Raw genomic sequence first — 19,114 nt, 5'->3', positions numbered from 1 at the left:
GTCGGCCTGCACGGCCGTCACGAACGCGGGGACCTGGTGGCCGCGGAACAGCACGGTGTAGACGTTGTTGACGGCGTTGAGCATCCACCACGACGTGTTGTACGAGCTGTTGTAGCTGGTCAGCAGCCGCTTGACGATGGACAGGTAGCGGGCGTTTTCCTCGGCGCTGTCGATCAGCGTCACGGCCTCGGAGAGCGTCTCGCCGTTGGCGTCGTTGACGTCGAAGGCGCGCGGGTTAGCGAAGAAGGAGTCCAACCCGGAGCGGATCGCGGTCTGCAGGCCGGTGCCGTAGCTGCCGACCGTGGCCGGGTCATACCAGTGCACGTAGTAGCCGGCGCGCAGGTAGAGCACGAGCTGAGCGGTGCCGGTGGTGTTGTTCCCGGGGTACGCGGAACCGTTGTCGCGCAGCCCGTAGGCGACGCTGGTCATCTGCGCTTCCCGGAACGCGGCGGACGCGTTGGATCCGCTCAGCGAGAACAGGCTGTTGACGCAGTCAGTCGTCGATGCCTTGATCTGGTCGACCAGCGCCCAGCCCGTACGGCTGGTGAAGTCGCTGACATTGCAGGTCGCGGCCAGGGCGGACCGGCCGGCCATGGAAGGCCTGGGCGCCTTCTCGGTGGCTGTGGCGGGTTCGTCGTAGTCGCGGCGCTGTTCCTCCTTCGACGCCGGCCTCGGCGCCCGGTCGCGCATGTCAGACCCGAACTTCGCGACGTGGCTCGGCTCGGCGTTCCGCGCCGGGGCGGAGGGGGTTCGGGCAGGGGTGGCAGGCGCCGCCTGGGTCGGGGTGCCGGCCACCAGCAGACCGGCTATCAGGCTCAGTGCCACGAGGGACAGGCGCGTCACGGTGCGCCGTGGGGGGTGAGGTCTCATTGCGGATCTCCGAGGGGGTTCGGGTCCTGGCCGGGTGTCGGCCAGTTGGTTCCGCAACGTATTGATGCCCCCCATTCGGACACAACAGTCCTTAGGGTGCTGTTTACCTACTGGCAATGTGGGAGTAACCAGCGGCCTAAGAGACGGTCAGTCGGTACGGGGATGCACCTCTGGATGGGCCGCCCACCACGGGCCGTACGTTGGGTTGTCCACCGCGTGCTCCACGTACGCGCGGGCCACTGCGAGATACACCCGCTCTATGTCGGGCTCGGAGACACGGGACCGGCGCCAGGCGAGCAGGAGCCTGGCCCGCAGCGGCTCGCCGACGAGCCTGCGCACGACGAGCCCGCCCCGCGACACCGACGTCGGCTCGACAAGCTGGATCGCCCGGCCCGTCTCGATGAGCTGGGCACCTCCGCCGGTCGGCGCCTCGAAGCGGATCCTGGGCACGAACCCTGCCCGACGGCAAGCCGCCCGTAGCGAGGTCAGCGAGCCGTCGTCGGCCCCGGGCGGGGAGATCCACGAGTCTTCCGCCAGGTCCGCCAGGTCAATCTCGTCGTGGTCGGCGAGGCGGTGGCGGGCTCCAATGGCGACGAAGATCGGCACCCTCGGCACAAGCATTCGTTGCGCCAGATCGGTGGCCAATCCGACCTCATGGTCGTCCATCATCCCGATCACCGCCAAGTCGAGGCGGTCGTGGTGCAATGCCTGCGCCAAAGCCACTCCCGACGGCTCCACCTGCATCGTGATCTCGGCGTCAGGTAGCGCCGCCACGACGTTGTCCAGGACGCTCCCGCAGCACTCCATGTGCACCGACCCGAGGCGCAGGGTCCTGGTCGTCGACGGATCCCCCTGCAGCAAGTCGCCGGTGAATCCGTCGAGCTCGGCGACGACCAACCGCGCGCGTTGCAGCGCCCGTTGTCCCAGCGGGGTCGGGGTCACCCCGGTGCGGCCACGCACGAAGAGTTCACCCCCGAGCGTGCGCTCCACCCGCTGCAGGAGCGCGGTCAATGAAGGCTGGGAGATGCCCAGACTCACAGCCGCCCGGGACACACTGCCGGCCTCGGCGATGACGCAGATCGCACGCAGATGACGGACGTCGAGATCCATAGCCCAAGGCTATACCTACTGGTATGGCCGCCGTGACGCATCGGATGCGAGTCTCGTGAGGAAACCGAGCAGTCCGACCCCGATGGGACAGGACCATGGCGAAAATACTGCTGATCGACGATGAGGCCACCTGCCGACAAGCCGCCGCGGGGGGTCTGTCGGGCCTCGGCCACCACGTCACAGCCCTGTCCCTCGACCATGTCGGGGCCGCGCTGATCGATGGATCGCGCCAAGCGCACGGTAGGCCCGACATCGTCGTGCTGGACCCGTCAGCTCCAGGAATCGACAGCGTCCAAGTCACCCAACTGGTCCGGCTAGGTACCCGCAGACCAGTCATCGTCACAGCAGAGCTTCGCGGCGAGGCCGACATCGCCCGACTGTTCGACGTCGGAGCGGAAAGCTACATGCCCAAACCGTGCTCTGCACAGTTGCTGGACGCCCAGATCGGAGCAGTCCTGCGGCGTGTCCCCCGTCCGACGCCGCCAGGCACACGCGTCGTCGGGCAACTTCACCTCGATGTCGGCGCCAGGGTCGCGTTCCTCAACGGTAGACAACTTCAACTGACGCAGCGAGAATTCGACCTGCTCGACCGGCTCAGTGAGAGTCCCGGCGCCTTCGTGCCCCGCACCGTTCTCAAGAACCACGTCCGCACCGCGCGCTGTTCACGGACAGTCGACGTGCTTCTCTGTCGCCTCCGCGCGAAGCTGGGCGAGGACGCCGACAACCCGCGCTATCTCCACAGTTCACGAGGATCGGGCGTCGCACTCCGTGAACCTGCTGCTCCAAGCAGCACCCTCGACTTCACCTGACATGTGACAAGCCCTGCAGCACCCACGTCTCGAAGTCGTCCTCCTCGCCCCGTGGCGGATCGCGTAGCTGCCGCAGGTGTGGCCTCCAGGTGACGCCGTGTCGATGGGTGCGTCGTTGCCGAAAACGCGGCGATGTGGGTGGCTGGGGGTTAGGGGGATGGCTCGGTGTCGGGGTGGTCGGGGTCGAGGGTGTTCGAAGCGGCTAGACCGCGTCGTCGGTGGTTTTTCCGCGCTCGGCGGGTGCCTTTCTGAAAATGGTGAGGTGGTGTCCGTCCATGCATCGCCAGCGCGCCTCGGGATCTTGACCGGTGCCGACGGCGGTCTCGAGCTCGGGCCGGTTGGTGAGAGTCATGTGCGAGCCGTACAGGCGGAACGGGCCGATGTCGATGGTTTGGCCTCCCCAGGTGAACGGCATGCGATCGGACTCAAGGATGAGGGCACCGTGGCTACCGATGCGTTCGTCGTCGAGGAATTCCTGAAGTCGGTGTGCCCAGATTCCTGTATTGATGCCCCGGTACGGCCATCGAGCTTCTCCGGCGTTCGCTAGTTCGGCGACCATCTCGATTTCACGCAGGTCTTTGCCGGTGAGTCCGTCAGGGATCGGGAGTTGCCGGCCGAACTGTCGTTGTACCTCGTGCAAAGCGACCACCAGTCGAGCGGGCTGGGCCATGTCTTGTGGTAAGGAGTCCTTCACGTCTCCCGGGCCGAGGACGGCTTCGCCGATACGCAGGAGGACTTTGGTTCCTGGGGTCATCGCGAGAAGGAAGTCAGCGGCAGGTCTGCATGCGTAGGGATATCGGTCGACGACGCCGTGGACGGTGAAGTTCATTCTCCCGACGAGTTCTTTGTCGCCGCGAAGGTGCTCGAGCGTGTTGCGAAACGACAACATCCCGGACGGGTCCGATCCGGTCAGCATGGTTCCTCGGCGTCCGCCCGTCCGTTCGGTCAGGCTGGCATCGAGGCGGGCGAGGATCACACCTTGGGCGTCCACCGCTTCCAGTACGCAGGGCAGTGGGAGCCCTTCGTTGTTCGGGATCGCTTTGATCTGGATCTGGGCTGGCTTGGTTGGTTTGTCGGCCCCCAGGAGTCGCAACGTTTGTTCGGAGGCTTGGAACTCGAACCGGTCGATGAAGCGTCCGTCGATGGTGGCGTCGCTGCCGAAGTCGATTGCACGCAGGAACTCGCGGTGTGCGTCTTGCCCATCCGGATCGTCCAGCGGGAAGCTGAAGACGGGAGTGATGGTTACGGGATCCAAGACGGCTGCGCCGGCGAAGCGCTCACGAATCGTGAACTGCGTGGTCGGCCCCTGCGTTGCGTGATCGATTCTCCAGAGCGGGGAGAGCTTCCGGGTTTCGGTACGCAGCCGGGTCAGCTCGCGCTGGAGGTCGTTGATGGTCGTCATGGGTGCCAGTAGGTCGCCGATGGACCGGCTCCGTGGGGTGGCGTGTCGGCGGGGTCCCGTGCCTAAGAAGTAGTCGCACAAGTCTTGCTGATCGGTGAGGTGGTCATCAAGCCACACGGTTCCGAGCCATTCAATGGCCTCGCCCTCGTTCTGAGGCGCTGCCGATTCGAGCCAGCTTCGCTCGGCAGGTGAGGGCTCGTGCGGTGTGACTACGACGTGCCGGGCAGCACCCGCAGCCGCAGGGTCGGCTAGGGACCTGCGGATCGTGCGCTTCTGGGCGCTGGTCACCGACTCCACGTATGGGAAGACGTGGTAGGCCACTCGGGCGTCCGGTAGACCGCAGGTCACGATGACGCTGTCGTCGTCAGCCGGCTGCGTGACCTGGGAATCGGCGTTTAGCGTCGCGATCAGTGTCGCCACGAAGTTGCGTCGCGTCGTCGGCGAAAGCTGCGCCCAGTCTACGCCGTCGAATTTTGCGGGTTGCGCAAATCGGTTGCGGGCAACGGCTATGGAACGGCCGCCGTTGCTCAGCATCTGCTGAGGTTTAGGAAGTCCCTTGGCCGCCAGTTCCTTATGGACGTGAAAGTAGATGTCCTCCATGTACAGCACGTCGGCATCGGTGGGAAGCCCGTCGGCGAGTGCGGCGATGACCTCGCCCGTGAACGCGGTGTACGTGGCTCCGATGGGTGCGCTGCTGGTCCTGGTGGCTGCCGATGCGGTCATCAGGTACGCGCCGTCGATGCCCACTTCCATGCCGGCTTCCGCGGTGCCCATCCCCGCCGCCATTGCCCGGCCGCTGTAACAGCAATCGAGGAGAACCACTTTGTTGGCCGACCGTGAGTCAAGGACCGCTCGCCGCACATCCCCATAGCTGACCGCTCGGAAAAGTCTGTCAGGAGTCGTGGTGGGCAGCGCCAAGTGAAGCTCCTGGCTCCGACTGTCCGGGATGCCGTGACCCGCGAAGTAGATCACCAGCGTGTCCGTGGCACTGTCGGCCGCCGATCCGATCGCCTCCAGCACGCCGTCTCGTGTCGGATCCAGGAGGACGACGCAGTGTTCGGGGTTCAGCCCCCACACCTCAGGATCGGTGAACAGCTCCTTGAGGCGGGCCAGGTTGTTGGCCACCGCAGGAAGATCCTGGAGGTGGTCGTATGAGGCCGTGCCGACCAGCACTGCCCTTGATTTGGAAGGATCAGCGAGCGTCATCACGTCGCTCAAGCGCGGCGCAAACCGCCTTGATCTTCTCCTCGGTGGGGTTGTCGATCGTCACCGGAATGCCGTTGTAGGTGAAGGTGACCGAGGTCGACGTCGATCGTGGTCGCAGCCAGGCGGCGACCGCAATCACGATTGAGGTCAGCGACTCGGCGTGCTGCAGCACGGCGGAGATCACCTCGCCGGTTCCCATGTCTTCCGACGCACGGTCGGGCGGGTCGAGGCTCAACTCCGCCGCTGCTCGCAGGTCCGAGTCCTCCCGTAGCCACGCATACAGCGACAGCGAGTCCTGGTGAGAGTCGCCGTCGACCGAAATCGCGAGTTTCATCTAACTCCCAGCTCGAAGTGCATCCTCCTGGTTATACACCTCCGTCTACGACCTCAGGAGGAAGCCCGTCTCACAACCCACCCCGACGGCAAGGTCCGCCACGTGGTGGGCACGGTCGCGGTGGGCGCCGGTGACGTGTTCACCGTGCGAGTCGGAACGGCTGGGGCTACCAACCCGACCCCGCAGCAGGCCGGGTTCGGCGGCGGCCTGGTCGCGGTGACCACCGCCTCGGGCCCGTTGCTGACCGCCGGGTCCGGCGGCGGCGCGGGCGGGCAGGCCGTGCGCTCGCCGGCGTTCCCGGAAACCCCGGGTGGTGACAGCGGCAGCGCCGGCGCTGCCGGCGGCGGCGTGGCCATCGCCAACGGTGGCGGTGGCGGTGGCTGGTGGCGGCGGAGCGGGCACCCAGACCGCCGGCGGCCCCGGCGGCACCGGCGGCAATGGTCCCGCCGGTTCGCCAGGCCGAATGCAGCCAGCACTGGACATTCCCAGCCGACTGACACACCCCGACCACACCCGGAACCCTCCAGGTGTGGCCCCACCCCGAAGATGCCCACGACAACCGCGACCACGCTCTTGTCCAACCGGCACCGGTGTGCTCGAGGAGGCGGTCTATGCGGATTGCGTCGTTGAGCGCCTTGCGCAGCGTGGCGCGGATCCGCCAGTACAGCTCCGAGCGCAGCCGCGTGTACCTACTGTCTGCCCATCGGAACCCCAGTTCACCTCCGACGGGATGGGCCAGGTGAAGGTGGCCGTCGCAGGATCGCCAGCCCCACGTCTCGCTCGACGTCGTCGCCGATGACCTCGGCCGGCGGGGGTGCCGCGCGGCGTGCGGTGCGGGCGGCGTCGTTGGCGGCGAACCCTTCCTCGATGGCTGCGAGCAACTGGGCGAGTGAGTCGTCGGTGGCGGGCAAGGTCGTCTCCGGCGGCGTGACGGTCGAGGTGGCCCAGAAGACGTACCCGATCCGGCGCCCGCGTCGAACACCGCAGGGCCCAGATCACAACATGGGTCTGCGGGCCGTGACCTGAGCCGGGTGGGGAGCTGCGGCCAGAGCCACGCGGCCCGGTCGTCATCGGCACTCACCCTCGAAAACACCGGCTCCTCGATCGCACGCCTGCTCAACGTGACGGCGGGGCGTGTGGCGTTCTACCGGCGGCGGCCCAGCGGCGACCACGCCGCCGAAGGCGCCGACGTGTGCGGGCTGAGCGTGCGGTGGACGGCACGGGCCCGGTCCTGAGCGGCCCACGCCTGGTCGATCGCGGCGACCAGGTCCTCCCCACCATCGACCACGACGGGCACGCCCCGGGCAACCGGAGGCATCGGTTCGGCGTCGCCGGTCGCGGGAACGCACGGGTCCGCAGGCTCCCGCCAGGCCCGCGGTTGTGCGGGCGGCGCTGTCGCCGGCGGGAGCAGCGTGTCGGTGTCGCCGCGCGGTGTCATCTCTACCCCTCGAAGAGACGAGCACCGCGCGGCGGTGCGGGAACCCGACCAGGCTGCCCGCCACCAGGGCTCCCCAGAACCCGACGCCGGACGTCCACCACGAACAACGAAACAATTCCCCACCAGGTCACGTGAGGTATCAGACCCCACACCGAGCGTGGTGCAGGCGCAGGGCTCAGGTTCCTGGGCGGCGGAGGGTGCAGCCGACCCCACGTAGCGTTGTGATCATGCCGGGGCGGTTGGTGTCGATCTTGTTGCGGATGTAGGACGTGTACAGCTCCGAGGTTCCGACGCACGCTCGGGGACACTGCGGTTCTTAAACCCATTGAGCTCGCGCAGCGCGGTCAATGGCCTCGATCAGCCCGGTGGCGGCCGTGCCGCTCCGAAAAGTCCACGGCCTCCAAGATCGCCGGTCAAAAAACACGCCCGGATCTGCCGGGCAGCATCTCAGGTCCCCGTGATCCTCGGGCGGCCGGGCGCGCCCCCGCATTGGCCGTGCCAGCCGCTCGCGGTCGATGCCGCCCCGCGGTAGCGGCCCCGCCTGGTCATCCGACATACCCGGATCACCCAGCGCAGCCGTGATGTCGACGGGAGGTCGAGCTTGGCGCTTCTCGGCCCTACGACGAGCACGGCCTCCTACAGCCAGCCCCGCCGTGCGGCCTGCACTCCGGCCTGGAACCGGGTGTCCACCTCCAGGTGCCGCATCAACTCGGCGATCCGTCGCACCACGGTGCGTTGGGTGATCTGCAGTGCCCGGCCGATGGCCGCGTCCTTGTGGCCGGCGGCCATCATCCGCAGGATCGAGCGGTCGCGGTCGTCGAGCTCCCCGGCCGGCGCCGCGTCCGTGGCGGGGCCCAGGGGGACGGCCCGGTCCCAGATGCTCTCGAAGCACACGATAAGGGCGTCGAGGAGCGGTGAGGGGTGCACGAGGAGGCGGACGGCCGGCTGGGTGCTGTCGAAGTTGAGGGGCACGAGCGCGCCGCGGTGGTCGGCGATCAGCATCTTCATCTTGATGTCGGGCAGCACCCGGGCCTGCTCGCCGGCCGCGATGTAGCGCTCCAGGTGGGCCATCTTGCCGGGTTCGGCGAGCACGGGCGCGTGGTAGACGCCGCGGTAGCGGACGCCGCGGGCGAGGGCCTGCAGCTCGTTGTCGTTGAAGAGCACGCCGCCGAGGTACGGCGGAGCGTCGATGATCAGGACCTCCTCGCGGGCGCTGTACTCGAGTTGGCTGAGCGCCCGGAACACCGCCTCGGGGCCGTCCACGAGCTCCACGACCTCGGACGGCCGGGTGGCGTCGGCCCGTACCCGGGAGGTCAGCTCCCGGGCGTGGGCGCGCAGTTCTTCGAGACTGTGCTGGTGTTGGACGACGAGCGCGTCGACGGCGGCGTCGGGTGGGGTCGCGAAGTAGCGCGGCGGGGCGCCGACCATCCGGTTGACCAGACCCGCCTGGCTCAGGCGGCGCAGGATCCGGGGCATCCGGGTGGGACTGAGGTGCAGGGCCGCGGCGATCTCGGGGGCGGTCTGCGCGCCGGTGCCGAGGATGTGCAGATAGGTCTCGCTGTCGGCCGCGCTGAGCCCGACAGGCGCCAGGAGGTGCTCCACCATCGATGTCCTCTTTAAGACAATGTCTTCTGGACTCAGTGTCGCACACCAGTGTCGATGCTTACGGTGTGTTCACACCTCACCCGTTCGAATGAACTTAAGGGGCCCTTAACCCTGCGGGTTCTTTGAATTGCGTGTGGCGGACGTCCCTACGGAGAGTGATTTTCCACTGGGGACGGTTCACCCATCCACCCCTCCTTGGAGTCATCCATGTCAAGATCTCCAGCTCGGCGCAGAGCCGCGGCTGCCGGTGTGACCGCAGCGTTGGTCGTCGGTGTCGGCGGTTGGCTGACGGCCGGCGTCGCCACGCCGGTCACCGCCCCGTTGGCGCTCGTGGCCAACCCGACGGCGGCGCTGGCCGGCGCGGACCGGTTCGTAGAGCAGCAGTCCCAGCTGCTGTTCGCCTCGCCCGGTGAGCGCTACGCCGCCCGCGGCGTCACCGGTTCCCCTCAGGGCCTGCAGTACGTGACCTATGACCGGCAGTACCAGGGGCTGCCCGTGTTCGGCGGGGACTTCACCGTCGTCACCGACCAGGTGGGCGCCGTGCGGTCCGCCGCCGTCGCGCAGAGCCAGCCGATCCAGGTCGCCACCACCCCGACGGTCCCGGGGGCGACCGCGGTGGCCACGTCGCGCGGCCAGGTCGCCGGCGCGACCGAGGTCGTCGGCCCCGTGCTGTCGGTGTACGCCGTCGGCAACCCGGCCCTGGCCTGGGAGACGATCGTCTCCGGCCCCAACAGCCGCAAGCACGTGTTCGTCGACGCCGCCTCAGGCAAGGTGCTGCGCGCCTTCGACGAGACCCACGCCGAGGTCGGCGAGGGCAACGGCTACTACAACGGCCCGAAGCCCCTCGCGATCGACACCACTCTGTCGGGTTCCACGTACTCCATGAAGGACCCGCTGCGGTCCGGGGTCTCGTGTGCGGACATCTCGAACAACACGATCTACAGCGGCTCCGACAACAAGTGGGGCAACGGCGGCAAGCTCGACAAGGAGACCGGCTGCGTCGACTCCCTGTACGCCGCGCAAAAAGAGTGGGACATGCTCAAGTCCTGGTACGGCCGCGACGGCATCGACGGGCAGGGCAAGGGCTTCCAGATCCGGGTCGGCCTGCAGGAGGCCAACGCGTACTGGACCGGCGGCTCCGCGCCGTACGTGAAGATCGGCTACAACAGCGCCAAGGCCCAGTGGCTCGACGCCATGGACGTGATCGGCCACGAGTTCGGCCACGGCCTCGACCAGTACACCGGCGCCGGAAGTTCGGCCGATACCGGGGAGGCGGGACTCGGCGAGGCGACCGGGGACATCTTCGGCGCGCTCACCGAGGCCTACACCAACGAGCCGGCCGAGTTCGACCCGCCGGACTTCGAGACCGGAGAGGAGGTCGACTTCTCCGGCAACGGCAAGCCCCTGCGCTACATGTACGACCCGTCCAAGGACGGCCGCAGCCCGAACTGCTGGTCCACCTCCATCCCCAACACCGAGGTGCACGACGCAGCCGGACCGCTCAACCACTGGTTCTACCTGCTGGCGATCGGCTCCGCCCGGTCCGGGTACCCGACCAGCCCGACGTGCAACCAGAAGGCGGTCGCCGGGCTCGGCGACATCAAGAAGGCCGGCGCGATCTTCTACAACGCCATGCTCGCCAAGACCACGAACATGACGCACAAGAAGTACCGCACGCTCACGCTGCAGTCCGCCAAGAACATCGACTCGACGTGCGTGCAGTTCAAGATGGTCCAGGAGGCCTGGGACGCCGTCAGCATCCCGGCGCAGTCCGGTGACCCGACGTGCACCCCGGGCACGACCCCCACCGCCTCCCCGTCGAGCAGCCCCACGGCCAGCCCGACGACCAGCCCGACCGGCGGCCCGTCCGGCTCAGCGCCGGACATCAAGGTCGACAATGTCAAAGCGCACCTCAACCAGCTCCAGACGATCGCGACCAACAACTCCGGCAACCGCCGGGCAGGCTCGGCCGGCTACACCGCCTCGGTCGCCTACCTGGAGCAGAAACTCAAGGATGCCGGCTACACCGTTACCAGGCAGACCTGCACCAGCGGCTGCTTCTACCAGTCCGACAACCTGATCGCCGACTGGCCGGGCGGGGACGCCAACCAGGTGATCATGCTCGGCGCGCACCTCGACGGCGTCGCGGCGGGCCCGGGCATCAACGACAACGGCTCCGGTTCGGCCGCCCTGCTCGAGAACGCCCTGGCCCTGGCCGCGGCGAACCCGAACATGGCCAAGCACGTCCGGTTCGCCTGGTGGACGGACGAGGAGCAGGGCCTCAACGGCTCCAAGTTCTACGTCAACAACCTCACCTCGACGCAGAAGTCGGCCATCAAGGCGTACTACAACTTCGACATGGTCGCCTCGACCAACGGCGGCTACTTCGTCAACAACATCACCACCACGGTCGCCAAGCCGCTGAAGGACTACTGGACCTCCCTGAACCTGGCACCCGAGGAGAACACCGAGGGCGCCGGCCGTTCCGACGACTACTCCTTCTCCAACGCCGGCATCCCCTCCAGCGGCTACGCCACCGGGGCCGGGGCGAAGAAGAGCAGCTCGCAGCAGCAGAAGTGGGGCGGCACCTCGGGCTCGGCCTACGACCCCTGCTACCACGCGGCGTGCGACAAGTACCCGGCCAACATCAACGACACGGCGCTCAACCGGGCGGCGGACGGGATCGCGTACACCATCTGGAACCAGGCGGTCACCAACGGCCCCGGCCCGACCACCTCGCCGACCGCGTCGCCGTCGACCAGCCCGACCAACAGCCCCAGCCCGTCGTCGAGCCCCACCAACGGACCCGCAACGGTGACCGTCACCAACCCCGGCAACCAGTTCGGATTCGTCAACTTCCAGTCGTTCCCCGTGCAGATCCGGGCCACCGCCAGCAACGGCGGCTCCCTGACCTACTCGGCGACCGGCCTGCCGCCCGGCCTGAGCATCAACGCCACCGGCAGCATCACCGGCACCCCGACCACAGCGGGCACCTACACCGTCACGGTCACCGCCCAGCTCGCGGGCGGAGGTTCCGGCACCACCACCTTCCAGTACCAGATCCACGGGTTCTAACCCGATGACTCCGGGCCGGGGCGCACGCTCGAGGGGGGTCGAGCGCCCCGGCCCGGCACCCGTTGACCCCCTGACGGAACTGCAAAATCCAGGTGTTGAGGCCAACACCGAGGGCGAGCAGGTGCGCCTGCCACACCGAGTCCAGGTTGCAGGCCACAGGCAGCTGGCCGGGTGGGGAGCTGCGGCCACAGCTACGCGGCCCGGTCGTCACCGGCCTAGAGCGAGGTCGGCTGATTGTCGCCCCTTGCCTGATGTTGCGGGCGGTGTCGCGGCGACGGTGTGCACGGCGGCAAGGAGGACGCCCACTGGGGCCCACCCCGTTCACCCCGGGGGCAGGAGGGCGGCGGTTGCGGCGCGGGCGAGGACGCCTTGCGCGGCGGCGGTCAGGTGTAGCCGGTTCCAGTGGAAGATGACGAGTTGGGCGAGGATCGCGCGCAGCCCACGGTCGAGGTGCCCGGCGGTGGCCGCTTCGCCGAGTTGTCGGCCGGCGGTCTCGAACGCTCCCCGCCAGGCGGCGGCGACGTGCAGGGCCCCGGCTGGGGCGAAGAGCTGGGCGCGGTACTGCGGGTCGAGCGTGAGCAGGGGCAGCATGCGCGTGGCGAGGTCGTCGATCTGCTGTCGCTGCTCACCGACGGGGGCGGGACGACTCCGGGCCAGGCGGGCGAACACGTCCCCGGCCTCGAACGGGTCGAGGCCGGCATGGTCTTGCAGGGTCCGGATGAGGATCAGGGACAGTTCGCGGCGGCCGATCGGTGGCGGATCGAGCCGGGAGTACGCCAGGACGTTGGCGCTGTCGGCGCAAAACAGGCCGTGCACGGCCGCCGTGCCCGCCGGGCCGCCGAACGCCACGTCCTCGGGTTCATAGACCCCGGGCGTCCACGCCGCGACCACGTGCTGGTCGACCAGGTCGTCGAGGACGGCGCGAACCTCTTGGTGGCGGTCGGTGCGGATCCGGATCCGCCAGCACGGGTACTTGCGCAGGTACCACCAGCCGGGTGAGCCAGGGAGTTGGTCGAGGAGGGGGCCGATCACCGTGGCGAAGGCGCTTTCGGCGTCTGCCCAGTCAGCGACCTGGACCCGGGCGTTGAACCACGCCTTGTCCTGCCGGGCGTGCAGCGCTGCCAGCCCGGCCGCCCGGTACGCCTCCACGGCATCAGCTAGGTCGCCTGGTTCGATGCGCGCTCCGGCGGCGATCTGCTCGGCGGGGCGGCCGGCGAGCACAGCTTCGACGTGGACGGCGAGCACGTCGGCCGGGAGGGTCAGGCGATCAGCAAGCACGTGTCCCACCCCGTCTGCGGCGGCGTGTTTGTCAGGGCGGTGAGCGCGGTGAGGCTGGCCCCGGCGTCGCCGGTGAGGAACCCGGCGTCGGAGGTACTGGCGGCGGCGAGGCGGGCCGCTAGGACAGGCAGCCGGTCCGCGATCGCGGTGGTGGTGCTGTCGGTGGCTGCCCGAAACGCTGTCTGGTAGGTGCCGGCGACGCCGTGGCAGATCCCGGCGTCGGTGAGCAGGTTGAGGTGCTCATCGTCGAGGCTGGCGGCCAGGGCCAGTTCGGCGGTTGCCTGCCGTTCGGGTTGGCCGGTGGCGATCGCTGCGATCTGCATCGTGCGGGCGATCCCGGGGGTGCCGTAGCACCAGGACGGTCGGCCTGGCCTGTGCTGGGAGCAGGTGCGGTTGGCCAGGTTGTCGATGGTGATGGTCTCTGGCCACCACGCGGCGCCGTCGGTGGTCTGTTGCCAGGCGTCGAGCCACAGGCAGATTCTGGCGATGGCCTCATGCTGCCCGGTGACGGTGATGCCGTCGCGGAGGGTGAGGGCGAGCAGCGCGAGCGGGCCGGTGATGCCGTGGGCGATTCCGTGGTTGGCGTGCCCGCCGGGCGGCGGGGGCAGGTCGCGGCTGGGTCCGTTCGAGCACCACCAGCCGGGCAGCCCGTTGACGGGTTCGGTGAGCCGCACCAGGTACTCCAGGACTTGGCGGAGCAGGTCGTGGTCGCCGAGACGTCGCAGGACGACGCCGACGCCCGTCAGGCCGTTGATCAGGTCGTACTCGCGGTAGTGAGGCAAGGTCTGCCGGTCGATGCGGCGGTGTGCGGCTTCCAACTGCCGGCGGGCCACCATGGTGGCCCCGGTGGCGGTGGTGGCTCGGGCCCCGTCGGTGCCCGGGTGGGTGGACGTGGCCAGGACGAATGCCAGCGCCGGTGCGCCGAAGTAGAGGCTCGCGCCGTCGGCGATGCTCACGCCGTCGACGGCCGCGAGGCTCAGTGCCTGTCGGGCCGCGGGCCAGTCGCTGGTCTCCAGGTGTAGAAGGGCGATGCCGGCCGCGCCGTCGGAGAGGGACTGCCCCGGGGTCATGACGTCGCCCGGTGGGTGAGGGCGACGGTTCGGGCCAGCCGCAGGCAGTACCGCTCCGAAGCGAGGTCCACGCCGACCATCCGGGCGTGGTGCAGGTGCAGCAGGTCGGCCAGCACCCGATCGGGATCCAGGCCCTCCCTATCGGTCAGTGCCCGGTAGTCGGACAACGCCCCGGCGAGCGGGCCATCGTTGAACGGTGTCCGGGCGCGTTCGAGCTGGGCCGGGTCGAGGCGCGGACCCGTGAGGTGGGGCGCGTGGTCGGCCAGCCACCGTAGCCCGTCGCCGGTGAAGCCGTCTGCGATGGTGATCATCCCGGCGGCGGTCGCGGCCTGCCGGTCGCTGGCAAGCCGGCGGAGGGCAGCGGCGGAGTCGGCGGCGAACACTGCTTCAGCGGCGGCCAGGTTCGGGCCGGTTCCGTGGCGGGTCTCCGGCCGGTAGGGGTGCAGTGCGTAGTCGTGCAATACGCCGTTGTGCTGGAGCCGCCTCGCCCAGCGGGCGAGGTCGTCGGCGGTGCCGGCGAAACCGAGGTCCTGGACCGGGAGTCGCACCCTGAGGTGGGGCTCGGGGTCGGGGTAGCGCACGAACCACCAGCCCGTCGGCAACGGGAGGTCGATCTGGCGGGCGAGGTCGGCGAGGATGTCGTCTGTCCTCCCGAACAACCGGGCCTCCACCCACGGAGATGACGGTCCGGGCGGGTGCTCCCGTGTGCTGACCGGCCGGGCGGGGCGGGCGGGTTGGGGCTCTGCCTGGGTGTGGGTGAGGGTGAGCAGGAGTTCGGCGGGCCGGCAGCCGCTCCAGCCGGAGTTGCCCGGGGCCTCGGTGATGACGGTCCGGGTGTGCTGGGCGAGTTGGCCGCGCAGCACCGCCAGGTGAGCGGGGTTGTCCAGGTCAAGGCGTAGCTGAACGCCGTCGCCGCCGACGAGTGCTTGGGCGGGGAGCCGGAGTTGGTCGCGCAGGCGTCCGAAGGCTGCCTTCCATGTCGGCCAGGGTTCTGACCTGCCGGGCAGGGCGGTTCGGTCGACGGTCCAGCGGGCCGGGGACAGGATGCTGCGTCCGCGCCGCAGGCGGGGTAGGTACGGCAGGTCGGAGGCGTGGCCCCAGTCGAAACTGCTGCACGGTGCCGTCCATGCCATCCAGATCTCGGTTAGGAACCGCAGCACGGGTTGTTGCAGCCCGGCCAGCAGGACGCTGTTGAACAGCAGCGGCTCGACCGGTCGACCGGTCGAGCGCGACAGGAGCCACAGCCGCTGGCCGTCGCCGGCGACCGCCAGGTCCGCGAGCGTGAATGCCGGAGCGAGGTGGAAGTCCCCGGCCGGTAGGACGGGCAGCATCTGTGGCGTCCGGGACACCGATTCCAGTCGGGCATCCAGCGGCGGGCCGGACAGTTGCACGACGTCGGCGCTAGGCAAGGCGGTCGGCAGCGTCCGGTACACCTGGCCGAACGCCTCCAGTTCAGCTGTTGTGAGCAGGTGCAGGAACCGGCCTGCGGCCACGCCGGCGTTGCGCGAGCCGCTGGTGACGGTCAGCGTGAACGCGCCCCGGTCGAGATCGCCGAGGGTGTCGGCGGCCAGGGTGAACCGCAGTTCGGTGTGCGGGACCGGCGGCCGGTCATCGTCGCCTCGCAGCCGGCCGATCAGGGCATCATCGAGCACCACCTCGACACAGCCGTCGAGCGCGGACTGCTGCGCGAGCTGGATCAGCAGCCGGTCACGTCCGGTGAACCCGGCTGGGGCGTGTCGCCACGAGCCCCGGTAGCCGGCGGGCATGCCCAGGACGTCGAGTACGTCGCGGAGCGGCACCGCCGCCCCGGGCCCCCAGCGCTGGACGAACGCCTGGTGGTACTCCACCCACCAGGGCATGCGCCCGGCGATGGCCACCAGCGTGGACGCGGCCCGGCCTGCCTCGGTGAGGACGGCCGGGGGCATCGTCACCTGGGCGTCGACACGCAGGTCCACCGCGACCTGTTGGTCCGGGTCGGGGAGCTGAAAGTGGCGGGCCAGGTGTTCGGCCGGGTCTGTGACTGTCGTCGCGGGCCGGGTCGAAGTCACCAGTACTCGCTGCCGGACGAGGCCGGCCAGGAGGCGTTCGGCTCCGCTGGCGTTGCCTGGTCCGGGGCCGGTGATCGTCGCGGTCAGTTCCTGGAACCCGATCGGCGCTCTCGCGGCTTCGATCGCCGCTGCGACTTTCGGGGTCAGGGTGATCTGTGCGTCGAGGTAGCGGCCGTCGGCGGCACCGGCGCAGGGCAGCACCCACATCCCGGCCCGTCGGTGTCCCAGCGGGTTGGTCACCACCGTGAGGGTGCGCAGCACGGCCAGGTCCCGCTCCGCCCGGTCGGTGTGCTCGGCGATGAACTCCCCGTCCGGGCGGGTGACCGGCCGGTGGTCGTCACCCCAGCCGAAGGCGGCCTTGGGCCCGAAACCGACGGGGGCGATGCCGGCGAAGTATCCGAACGGTGTCGGGCGGGTCGTCCACCTCAGCGCGTACCGGACCGTCGCCTCCGCCAGGCGCAGCACGCGCCGCGGCTCGGCGAGCTCCTTCTTGGCGAGGACACGGTCGACCTGCTGGGCAAGGCTGGGAGCGGCGCACCTGACGGCGGTTGCGAAGGTCTTCAGCTCCCACACCTGGGCGAGCCACCGCTGTGCCGATTCAGGGTCGCCGGCTGCGAGGTCGGGCCATGCGGGCAAGGTCAGGCCGGTCGGGTAGGCGGCCACGCGGATCAGGGCCGCGCCAGTGGCAGGGAACATGGCGCACCACCAATGAAGAGAGGTGGTGCCCGGCGCCTGGACGCCGGGCACGTAACGAACAGAACCGATCAGTGGTTGGAGTTCGTGGGGCAGGCGCTGGAGCCGGTGCCGCCCGAACCGCAGCTGTCGTCGGTGCTGGTGGCGAAGCCGGACGCGGTGCCGGCGTCCACCAGGCTCACGTCGAGCCGGTAGTCATCGGTGAGGTCGTCGTTGTTCATCTTGTTCCCTTCTTCATGCGGGGGTGAAGGCGAGGACGAGACGGCGGTGCCGCTTGTCCAACACCGTCCCGGCCGGCAGCGCGCCGTCGGGAGTAGTGGCCGGCAGCACGTGCAGGACCAGGAGCGGCGTGCCGCCAGCCAGCCAGTCGCGCATGATCTGGACCATCCGCTCGGCCGCCGCGGCGGCGTCGGGTCCGTGCGCGTACACGCCCAGGTCGAACGTGTCCCCGGTCCAGCGGAACTTCGCCAGGTAGGACAGTGTGTCGCCGTCGAGGACGGCGGGGGTTCCGAACCGCCAGGCCGGAGTGATTCGCCCTGCGTCGATGGCTTCCTGCTGGGCGGTGAGGACCACGAACTGCTCCGCCCTGCCGGCGAGCTGGGTGGCTACCCACAGGTTCAGGTCGCCAAGGACCGTCCCGCCGGGCAGGCTCAGCCCGGCCCAGGTCTCCTGGCGGGGTTCGCCCAGCAGCCCGGCCACGGCAGCCGCGTCGACCTGCTGGCCCTCGTCGAGGCGCAGGTGCACGCCGTCGGCGATGTCGACGTACCGCACCTCGCTGGCCCCGTCGCCCTGCATGCTCACGAACCCGCAGTGCCGCTGGCTGTGGCTGACGAGCCCGTCGCCGTCGCGGCGCAGCGCCCAGGACCGGGTGATTCCCCACGTGCGCAGCGGCACGACCAGCACGCCGCCCTCGGCGAGCTGGTCGGTCCACGCCGAAGGTACATCCCAGGCCCCCACCGTCACCAAGATCAGGTCGTACCGGCGGGCCGGCTCGATCGGCAGCTCGGCGTCGGCGCAGACCACGGTCACGTCGTCATAGCCGGCCGCCGTCAGGAAGGCGCTGGCCCGGTCGGTCACAAACGCATCGATGTCCACGGTGGTCACCGAGCCCGACGCGCCGACCAGCTCACGCAGCAGCGCCGCGTTGTAGCCTCCGGAGCCGATCTCCAGCACATGCCGGCCGTCCAGGCTCCCGAGCGCGTCGACGGCCTGGCCGATCATCTCCGCCTGCAGGTAGGGGGCCGACACCGAGCTGGTGCTTTCGGCCCCGCGCCGCTTGGTGACCACCGCCTCGTTCCAGGTGTACGCCTCCTCCGGCGTGGCCTCGGGCGCGAACACCTCCCGGGGCACCGTGGCGAACGCCCGGCGCACCTCGGGGTGCAACTCATGTCCCATGTCCACGAGGTGTTTGCCGATTCGGTCGGTCATCGCCTGCCGGAGTTCAGCGGTGCTGGTCGTGGTGGTCGTCATCAAGTTGCCCTTCTGCCTGTTCGTTTCAGGTGATTCGTTTACGTGTTTCGGGTCAGGTCTGGTGCCCACATTCGTGGCTCTGACGCATCAATCCGTTGTGCCGGCAGCCGGTACACCAGCCTCCGGCACCTGGCCTGTGGCGTTCGTGATCGGCAGTGAGCTGTACGTGCCGAAACCCTTGTGCCGCGAGGCTCGACGCCTGCACCTTCTCGCCTTCGCTGCGGTCCGGGAGGCCACGGCGGCGAGTCACGATCGACGCCGTTCATCGGCGTGGGGGCTTTGTTCAAGTTTAGGGGGATCGCCACTCTGCCGGGGTCGTGACGCACGCCGGTTCGGGTCGAAAGGCTCGGCCAAAGCCCGTCGCGTCGCCTCGACGATGTTCGGCGCGTGCCCGTTCATCGCGGTGCCCCGGCGTGCTCCCGGTGCGTCACCAGGTACACCACCCCGGCACCGCACAGCGCGACACCGACGACCAGCACGATGCAGAGCAGGATCCGCCACAGGCGGGCTTCTCGTTCGCCGACATAGTCAGGCACTCGCTCCTCCTTCGCGCTGCCGAAGTGGGGTCTCAAGCGGTCCCAGGCCCGAGACCCCACCTGCCCGTTCCGCCCGCGCGAGCGGTCGGGCGCTGGCCGGCCGCGGATGTTGGGGCTCGCGCAGCCGGACGCCTACCTCTTTATGAGCCCGATGATCAGGTTCCAGAACC

15 protein-coding genes are annotated in these 19,114 nt (G+C 69.2%); 3 read left to right on the top strand and 12 right to left on the bottom strand.

The window, feature by feature from the left end; genetic code table 11:
• The coding region (locus AB0M43_RS38725; RefSeq protein ID WP_363732700.1) for a M9 family metallopeptidase N-terminal domain-containing protein at window positions 1-843 on the bottom strand (843 nt) is incomplete at its 3' end.
• A gap of 174 nt (window positions 844-1,017) precedes the next feature.
• Window positions 1,018-1,980 (bottom strand): LysR family transcriptional regulator, encoded by a 963-nt coding sequence (locus AB0M43_RS38720; RefSeq protein WP_363732697.1) that lies wholly within the window; start codon window positions 1,978-1,980, stop codon window positions 1,018-1,020.
• Window positions 1,981-2,075: 95 nt separating this feature from the next.
• Between AB0M43_RS38720 and AB0M43_RS38715 the strand changes: the two genes are divergently transcribed.
• Complete coding sequence (locus AB0M43_RS38715; RefSeq protein WP_363732696.1) at window positions 2,076-2,789, top strand: response regulator transcription factor; 714 nt, start codon at window positions 2,076-2,078, stop codon at window positions 2,787-2,789.
• 202 nt (window positions 2,790-2,991) lie between these two features.
• Here the strand turns inward: AB0M43_RS38715 and AB0M43_RS38710 are convergent, their stop codons facing one another.
• Window positions 2,992-5,400, bottom strand: a complete 2,409-nt coding sequence (locus AB0M43_RS38710; protein WP_363732702.1) for a caspase family protein — start codon at window positions 5,398-5,400, stop codon at window positions 2,992-2,994.
• Window positions 5,384-5,731: a hypothetical protein gene (locus AB0M43_RS38705; protein WP_363732694.1), complete on the bottom strand. Its 348-nt coding sequence runs from the start codon at window positions 5,729-5,731 to the stop codon at window positions 5,384-5,386. Before AB0M43_RS38705 ends, AB0M43_RS38710 begins: the two co-directional genes overlap by 17 nt.
• Before the next feature lie 867 nt (window positions 5,732-6,598).
• Here AB0M43_RS38705 and AB0M43_RS38700 point away from each other — a divergent pair.
• A complete protein-coding gene (locus AB0M43_RS38700) occupies window positions 6,599-6,757 on the top strand; it encodes a hypothetical protein (protein WP_363732692.1) in 159 nt (52 codons plus the stop codon).
• A gap of 118 nt (window positions 6,758-6,875) precedes the next feature.
• Here the strand turns inward: AB0M43_RS38700 and AB0M43_RS38695 are convergent, their stop codons facing one another.
• A complete protein-coding gene (locus tag AB0M43_RS38695; RefSeq protein ID WP_363732691.1) occupies window positions 6,876-7,049 on the bottom strand; it encodes a hypothetical protein in 174 nt (57 codons plus the stop codon).
• Window positions 7,050-7,805: 756 nt separating this feature from the next.
• Window positions 7,806-8,774: a helix-turn-helix domain-containing protein gene (locus tag AB0M43_RS38690; RefSeq protein WP_363732690.1), complete on the bottom strand. Its 969-nt coding sequence runs from the start codon at window positions 8,772-8,774 to the stop codon at window positions 7,806-7,808.
• 249 nt (window positions 8,775-9,023) lie between these two features.
• Here AB0M43_RS38690 and AB0M43_RS38685 point away from each other — a divergent pair, with 249 nt between their 5' ends.
• Complete coding sequence (locus AB0M43_RS38685; RefSeq protein ID WP_363732687.1) at window positions 9,024-11,849, top strand: M20/M25/M40 family metallo-hydrolase; 2,826 nt, start codon at window positions 9,024-9,026, stop codon at window positions 11,847-11,849.
• Between the two features lie 321 nt (window positions 11,850-12,170).
• On the opposite strand, the gene AB0M43_RS38680 is transcribed toward AB0M43_RS38685, so the two are convergent.
• The 6 genes from AB0M43_RS38680 to AB0M43_RS38655 all read right to left on the bottom strand — a co-directional run bounded on the left by AB0M43_RS38680 (window position 12,171) and on the right by AB0M43_RS38655 (window position 18,944).
• Complete coding sequence (locus AB0M43_RS38680) at window positions 12,171-13,127, bottom strand: thiopeptide-type bacteriocin biosynthesis protein (protein ID WP_363732686.1); 957 nt, start codon at window positions 13,125-13,127, stop codon at window positions 12,171-12,173.
• Window positions 13,109-14,197 (bottom strand): lanthionine synthetase C family protein, encoded by a 1,089-nt coding sequence (locus AB0M43_RS38675; RefSeq protein ID WP_363732683.1) that lies wholly within the window; start codon window positions 14,195-14,197, stop codon window positions 13,109-13,111. The genes AB0M43_RS38680 and AB0M43_RS38675 overlap by 19 nt, the downstream gene beginning before the upstream one ends.
• On the bottom strand, window positions 14,194-16,941 hold the full coding sequence (locus tag AB0M43_RS38670; protein WP_363732681.1) for a lantibiotic dehydratase: 2,748 nt from the start codon (window positions 16,939-16,941) through the stop codon (window positions 14,194-14,196). Before AB0M43_RS38670 ends, AB0M43_RS38675 begins: the two co-directional genes overlap by 4 nt.
• 68 nt (window positions 16,942-17,009) lie before the next feature.
• Window positions 17,010-17,159, bottom strand: coding sequence for an FxLD family lanthipeptide (gene fxlA, locus AB0M43_RS38665; protein ID WP_363732678.1), 150 nt, complete (start codon window positions 17,157-17,159; stop codon window positions 17,010-17,012).
• A gap of 13 nt (window positions 17,160-17,172) precedes the next feature.
• Window positions 17,173-18,366: a methyltransferase, FxLD system gene (gene fxlM / locus AB0M43_RS38660; protein WP_363732701.1), complete on the bottom strand. Its 1,194-nt coding sequence runs from the start codon at window positions 18,364-18,366 to the stop codon at window positions 17,173-17,175.
• A 437-nt stretch (window positions 18,367-18,803) separates the two neighbouring features.
• A complete protein-coding gene (locus AB0M43_RS38655; RefSeq protein ID WP_363732676.1) occupies window positions 18,804-18,944 on the bottom strand; it encodes a hypothetical protein in 141 nt (46 codons plus the stop codon).
• Between the last annotated feature and the right edge of the window lie 170 nt (window positions 18,945-19,114).

This window comes from Longispora sp. NPDC051575 (genome assembly GCF_040681875.1).
Lineage (GTDB): Bacteria > Actinomycetota > Actinomycetes > Mycobacteriales > Micromonosporaceae > Longispora.
Note: the sequence above shows the minus strand (reverse complement) of the source record. Positions and strands in the feature narration are given on the sequence as shown.

Excerpts from the sequence above, each read along its gene's own strand:
- fxlM (WP_363732701.1), bottom strand. The coding sequence starts at position 18,366 with ATGACCGACCGAATCGGCAAACACCTCGTGGACATGGGACATGAGTTG.
- AB0M43_RS38720 (WP_363732697.1), bottom strand. The coding sequence starts at position 1,980 with ATGGATCTCGACGTCCGTCATCTGCGTGCGATCTGCGTCATCGCCGAG.
- AB0M43_RS38670 (WP_363732681.1), bottom strand. The coding sequence starts at position 16,941 with ATGTTCCCTGCCACTGGCGCGGCCCTGATCCGCGTGGCCGCCTACCCG.
- AB0M43_RS38690 (WP_363732690.1), bottom strand. The coding sequence starts at position 8,774 with ATGGTGGAGCACCTCCTGGCGCCTGTCGGGCTCAGCGCGGCCGACAGC.
- AB0M43_RS38700 (WP_363732692.1), top strand. The coding sequence starts at position 6,599 with ATGGCTGCGAGCAACTGGGCGAGTGAGTCGTCGGTGGCGGGCAAGGTC.
- AB0M43_RS38675 (WP_363732683.1), bottom strand. The coding sequence starts at position 14,197 with ATGACCCCGGGGCAGTCCCTCTCCGACGGCGCGGCCGGCATCGCCCTT.
- AB0M43_RS38705 (WP_363732694.1), bottom strand. The coding sequence starts at position 5,731 with ATGAAACTCGCGATTTCGGTCGACGGCGACTCTCACCAGGACTCGCTG.
- fxlA (WP_363732678.1), bottom strand. The coding sequence starts at position 17,159 with ATGAACAACGACGACCTCACCGATGACTACCGGCTCGACGTGAGCCTG.
- AB0M43_RS38695 (WP_363732691.1), bottom strand. The coding sequence starts at position 7,049 with ATGCCTCCGGTTGCCCGGGGCGTGCCCGTCGTGGTCGATGGTGGGGAG.
- AB0M43_RS38715 (WP_363732696.1), top strand. The coding sequence starts at position 2,076 with ATGGCGAAAATACTGCTGATCGACGATGAGGCCACCTGCCGACAAGCC.